Source organism: Actinomycetes bacterium (assembly GCA_036510875.1).
GTDB lineage: Bacteria > Actinomycetota > Actinomycetes > Prado026 > Prado026 > DATCDE01.
Genome location: DATCDE010000041.1, coordinates 1 through 4,549, shown reverse-complemented (window position 1 = coordinate 4,549; position 4,549 = coordinate 1). Strand labels below are relative to the sequence as shown.

Annotated in this window: 5 protein-coding genes; 3 read left to right on the top strand and 2 right to left on the bottom strand. The window is 71.8% G+C overall.

Features of this window, described 5'->3' with window-relative positions; all coding sequences use genetic code 11:
- Together VIM19_02590 and VIM19_02585 are read left to right on the top strand one after the other, a co-directional pair.
- Positions 1 to 1,386 (top strand): APC family permease (locus tag VIM19_02590; GenBank protein HEY5183798.1); only part of this gene is annotated, 1,386 nt, incomplete at its 5' end.
- Positions 1,383 to 2,522, top strand: coding sequence for a P1 family peptidase (locus tag VIM19_02585; protein HEY5183797.1), 1,140 nt, complete (start codon positions 1,383 to 1,385; stop codon positions 2,520 to 2,522). The genes VIM19_02590 and VIM19_02585, both read left to right, overlap by 4 nt.
- A gap of 365 nt (positions 2,523 to 2,887) precedes the next feature.
- Here VIM19_02585 and VIM19_02580 read toward each other — a convergent pair whose 3' ends face one another.
- Together VIM19_02580 and VIM19_02575 are read right to left on the bottom strand one after the other, a co-directional pair.
- Positions 2,888 to 3,433, bottom strand: a complete 546-nt coding sequence (locus VIM19_02580) for a Clp protease N-terminal domain-containing protein (protein HEY5183796.1) — start codon at positions 3,431 to 3,433, stop codon at positions 2,888 to 2,890.
- 3 nt (positions 3,434 to 3,436) lie between these two features.
- A complete protein-coding gene (locus tag VIM19_02575) occupies positions 3,437 to 3,640 on the bottom strand; it encodes a helix-turn-helix domain-containing protein (GenBank protein HEY5183795.1) in 204 nt (67 codons plus the stop codon).
- A 66-nt stretch (positions 3,641 to 3,706) separates the two neighbouring features.
- Between VIM19_02575 and VIM19_02570 the strand changes: the two genes are divergently transcribed.
- The coding region (locus VIM19_02570) for a site-specific integrase (GenBank protein HEY5183794.1) at positions 3,707 to 4,549 on the top strand (843 nt) is incomplete at its 3' end.

Sequence of the window (4,549 nt, the reverse complement as noted above, 5' to 3'; positions counted from 1 at the left end):
ACGCCGGCGTCGAGCGTGTTCATCATCATCCCCGCCGTGCTGGTCGCCGTGGGCGGCGCCTCGTTCGTGGCCTTCGTCGCCGCGGCCGTCGTCGGGGTGTTCATGGCCTACTGCTACGCCGAGCTGTCCTCGGCGTTCCCGCTCGCCGGCGGGGAGTACTCCTTCGCGGCCCGGGTGCTGGGCAAGGGCACCGGCTTCGCACTGTTCCTGATGAACGCGCTCAGCCTGGTGCTCATCATCGGGGTGATCGCCCTGGGGACGGGTGAGTACCTGTCCGCGGCCTGGTCGGGCGGCAACTCCAAGTGGGTCGGCGTCGGCGTGATCGTGTTCTCCGCGGTCGTCGCGGTGCTCAACATCCGCACCAACGCCTGGGTCACCGGCACCTTCCTGGTGCTGGAGATGGCCGCCCTGGTGGTGCTCACCCTGCTCGGCTTCCTCAACGTGTCCCGCCCGGTCACCACCCTGTTCCAGCCGCAGACCGTCGGCACCGGGGGCGTGCTGGTCTCGGTCGGCTGGGGCCTGGTCGCCGCCCAGATGGCGATCGCGATCTTCGCCTACAACGGCTACGGCGCCGCGGTCTACTTCGCCGAGGAGACCCGCAACGCCGCCCGCGGGATCGCCAAGGTGATCATGTGGTCGCTGGCGATCACCGTCGCCGCCGAGCTCATCCCCACCACCGCGGTGCTCCTCGGCGCCCCGGACCTGACCAAGCTGCTGTCCGACCCGGCCCCGATGCAGTACTTCGTCACCGCCCGCGGCGGTGCCACGCTGAACACCATCGTGTCGCTGGCCATCGCGCTGGCCATCATCAACGCGGTGGTGGCCATCACCCTGCAGGCCGGGCGCACCGTCTACGGATCGGCCCGCGACCGGGCCTACCCCGACCCGATCAGCAACGCCCTGAGCTGGGTGCACCCCACCCTGAAGACCCCGCTGCCGGCCACCCTGCTCGTCGGCGCCGCCGCGGCCATCGTCGCCTCCGTCGTCCCACTGAACACGCTGATCACCGCGACCGGCGCCACCCTGGTCGTCCTGTACGTCATGGTGGCGCTGTCCGCGATCGTCGGCCGCCGCAACGGCACCACCGCGCACGCCCACTACAAGATGCCCGCCTGGCCGCTCGCCCCGGTCGCCGTCATCGCCACCCTGGCCTACGTCACCTACCAGCTGTGGCAGGGCAACAAGTGGCAGGTCATCATCGCCGTCGGCGCGCTCGCCGTCGGCTACGCCTACTACTACGCCTACCTTTACCCGCAGCGGGCGCACCGCTGGACCATGCCCGCCGCCCCGCACGACGAGCACGCGCTGGAGGACGCCGGCGCCGTGCTGATGGGACCCATCCTCGAGATCCACGCCCCCGGCGTCGACGACGAGGTGCAGGCGTGAACCCGCAGAACCACTCCCCGGCCGGGGAACCACGGGCCCGCGGCCTCGGCATTCCCCTCGACGGTGAGCCCGGCCCGTGGAACGCCATCACCGACGTGCCCGGCGTCGAGGTCGGCTACCGCACCCTCATCGAGGGGGACGGGCCGCTCACCCCCGGCGCCGGGCCGGTGCGCACCGGGGTCACCGTCGTGCACCCCCTCGGTAAGGACAAGGCTGGGGTCTCGGTTCCCGCCGGGTGGCACAGCTTCAACGGCAACGGCGAGATGACCGGCACCGCCTGGCTGGACGAGGCCGGCGCGCTCTCCCTGCCCGTCGGGCTGACCAACACCCACGCCGTCGGCCCGGTGCACCGCGGCATCATCGACTGGGCCGTCACCCGGCACCCGCACCTGGCCCAGCGCTGGCTCCTTCCCGTCGTCGCCGAGACCTGGGACGGCTACCTCAACGACATCAACGGCCCCCACGTCCAACCCAACACCGTCGTCGACGCCCTCGACCACGCCACCAGCGGACCCCTCGCCGAAGGCTCCGTCGGCGGTGGCACCGGCATGAACTGCTACGCCTTCAAGGGTGGCACCGGCACCGCCTCCCGCCGCGTCCAGCTCGGCCACCACACCTACACCGTCGGGGTGCTCACCCAGGCCAACTTCGGCGGCCGACGCGAGCTCGTCATCGCCGGCCGCCCCGTCGGACGCCAACTCACCGACGACAACCCCATGGAGGACACCGACTGGCTCGCCCCCGCCGGCGCCGGCTCCTGCATCGTCGTCGTCGCCACCGACGCCCCCCTGCTCCCCGGCCAGTGCAAAGCCCTCGCCCGCCGTGTCCCGCTCGGCCTGGCCCGCACCGGCACCACCGGCAGCCACTTCTCCGGCGACCTCTTCCTCGCGTTCACCACCGCCAACGCCGGACAGCTCGACAGCTCCATCGACGACACCACCCTCAACGGAGCCAGCACCCGCACCCTGCAGTTCCTCCCCTGGGGCGCCATCGACCCCCTGTACGAGGCCGTCGTCCAGTCCGTCGAGGAATCCGTCCTCAACGTGCTCGCCGCCAGCCGCACCATGCACGGACGCGACCACCACCGATCCCCCGGCTTCCCCGTCGAACGCATCGCCGAGCTCGTGCTGGGCTGACGGGCCCTCGCCCGGGGCACGCCACACGGACAGGCCTTGGCGCCGGCATCGGCACGGTCCTCAGGTAGGCGACCGCCTCGCTGATCGCGGAGCTCCGGCTGCGATCCGGCTCTGGAACCTTTCTGGCAGCCAAACTGGCAACCAAACTGGCAACGTCGGTCGTCAACCTGGGCTCACCGGTTTCTGACCCTTGCGGGCGGGCACGAGCGTCTGCCTCGCGAGCCCTGCAGTGCCCCCCAGGCGACGGGGCTCGCCCTTCTCCTGGCCCGGACCCCGGGCGGCGCTCGGTTTGACGGAGTTCACTCGCAACGGATCTGGCAACACCGTGACCGGCCCACGGCGACCAACGGACACAGCTGCTTTCGTCAGGCGGTGGCCTTCAGGGACTCCCGACACGCGTGACGCAGGGCCTCCACCGACATGCGCGGCTCCACGATGGCCCGAACGAGCGGGGTGGGGTCGCGGGTGATCCCCAGGACGAGGTGCTCGACTTCGAGGCTGCGCTGATCCAAGGCGACCGCTTCGCGCACCGACAGCTCCAATGCCTTCCGCGCCGCAGGGTCAAGGGGGAGGTGACTGCGTGTGCCGAACCGGCGACGACTACGACTCGTCGACGCGGCCGTCCAGGCGTCCGGCCCGAAATTGGCGGCGACGGCCTGCTTGACAGCGCCCAAGTCGATGCCGATCGCCCGCAACGCCTCGGTGTCGTCACGCTCATCCGCTCCCCCGGCGGCCTCGACCAGGGCTCGCGCCTCGGCGTAGGAGTAGCCCAGCCCGGTGAGGTACCCCTGCGGTCCGAGCATGGCCAGCAGAAAGTGCTCGGGTCGGATCTGGCTGGAACCCAGCTCCTTCGCCTGGGCCATCGCCTCGGCGACGGTCGCCCGGGCGGCCTGGGTGAATCGCTCGAACATGAGCTAGTCCTTCCCGTGCTTCTGGTGCACCGCCTGCCGAGACACCCCGAGCTCGGCGGCGATCTCAGCCCAGCTCCAGCCAAGCCGTCGGGCGTTGGCGACCTGGATGGACTCCATCCGGTCACTGAGCCGGCGCAGCGCCGCCACCGCGCGCAACCCGATCGCCGGGTCGCTCGCCGCCAGCCGTTCGCCGAGCTCGTCATCCACGACCGTCAAAATACGTTGACGGCAGCACTCTGTCAAGACAGGTTGACGGTTCGGGTTCCCGCTGCCGTGAGGGAACGCCTGCTCGAGGTCCGCAAGAACAAGGCGGTGCACCCGCTCGGGGCGGCCAGCGTGCGCCGGGTGCACTCCACCCTGCGCTCCGCGCTGAACACCGCGGTCAAGCGCCGGCTCATCCCGCACAACCCGCTCGCCTACGTCGAGCTGCCCACCGGCCGCCGGCCCAAGGCGGTGGTGTGGACCGACGAGCGGGTTGCCGCCTACGCCGCCACCGGGCAGCGCCCGGCGGTCGCGGTGTGGACCGCGAAGCAGACCGCCACCTTCCTCGACCACGCCGCCGGCGACGACCTGTACGCGCTGTACCACCTGGTCGCGCTGCGCGGGCTGCGCCGCGGCGAGGCGGTCGCGCTGCGCTGGACCGAGGTCAACCTCGACGCCGCCCAGCTGACCGTCGACCGGCAGGTCGTCCAGCTCGGCTGGCAGACCGCCGAGTCCCCACCCAAGTCCGGCAGCACCCGCACCATCCCGCTGGACGCCACCACCACCGACGTGCTGCGCGTCCACCGCGCCCGCCAGGCCGGCTGGCGGCTGGCCGCCGGCCCCGCCTGGGTCGACACCGGGCGGGTGTTCACCCACCGCGACGGCACCGGCCTGCACCCGCACGCCGTCACCGCCCCCTTCCGCGAGCTCACCGCGCAGGCAGGGCTGCCGCCGATCCGACTGCACGACCTGCGCCACGGCGCCGCCACCCTGGCCCTGGCCGCCGGGGCGGACCTGAAGACTCGCTCGGAGATGCTCGGCCACTCCACCATCGTCATCACCGCCGACACCTACACCTCGGTGCTGCCCGAGCACGCCCGCACCGCGGCGGAGTCCACCGCGGCGCTGATCGCC

Coding starts and splice junctions, on each gene's coding strand:
- VIM19_02580 (HEY5183796.1), bottom strand. CDS start 3,433: ATGTTCGAGCGATTCACCCAGGCCGCCCGGGCGACCGTCGCCGAGGCG.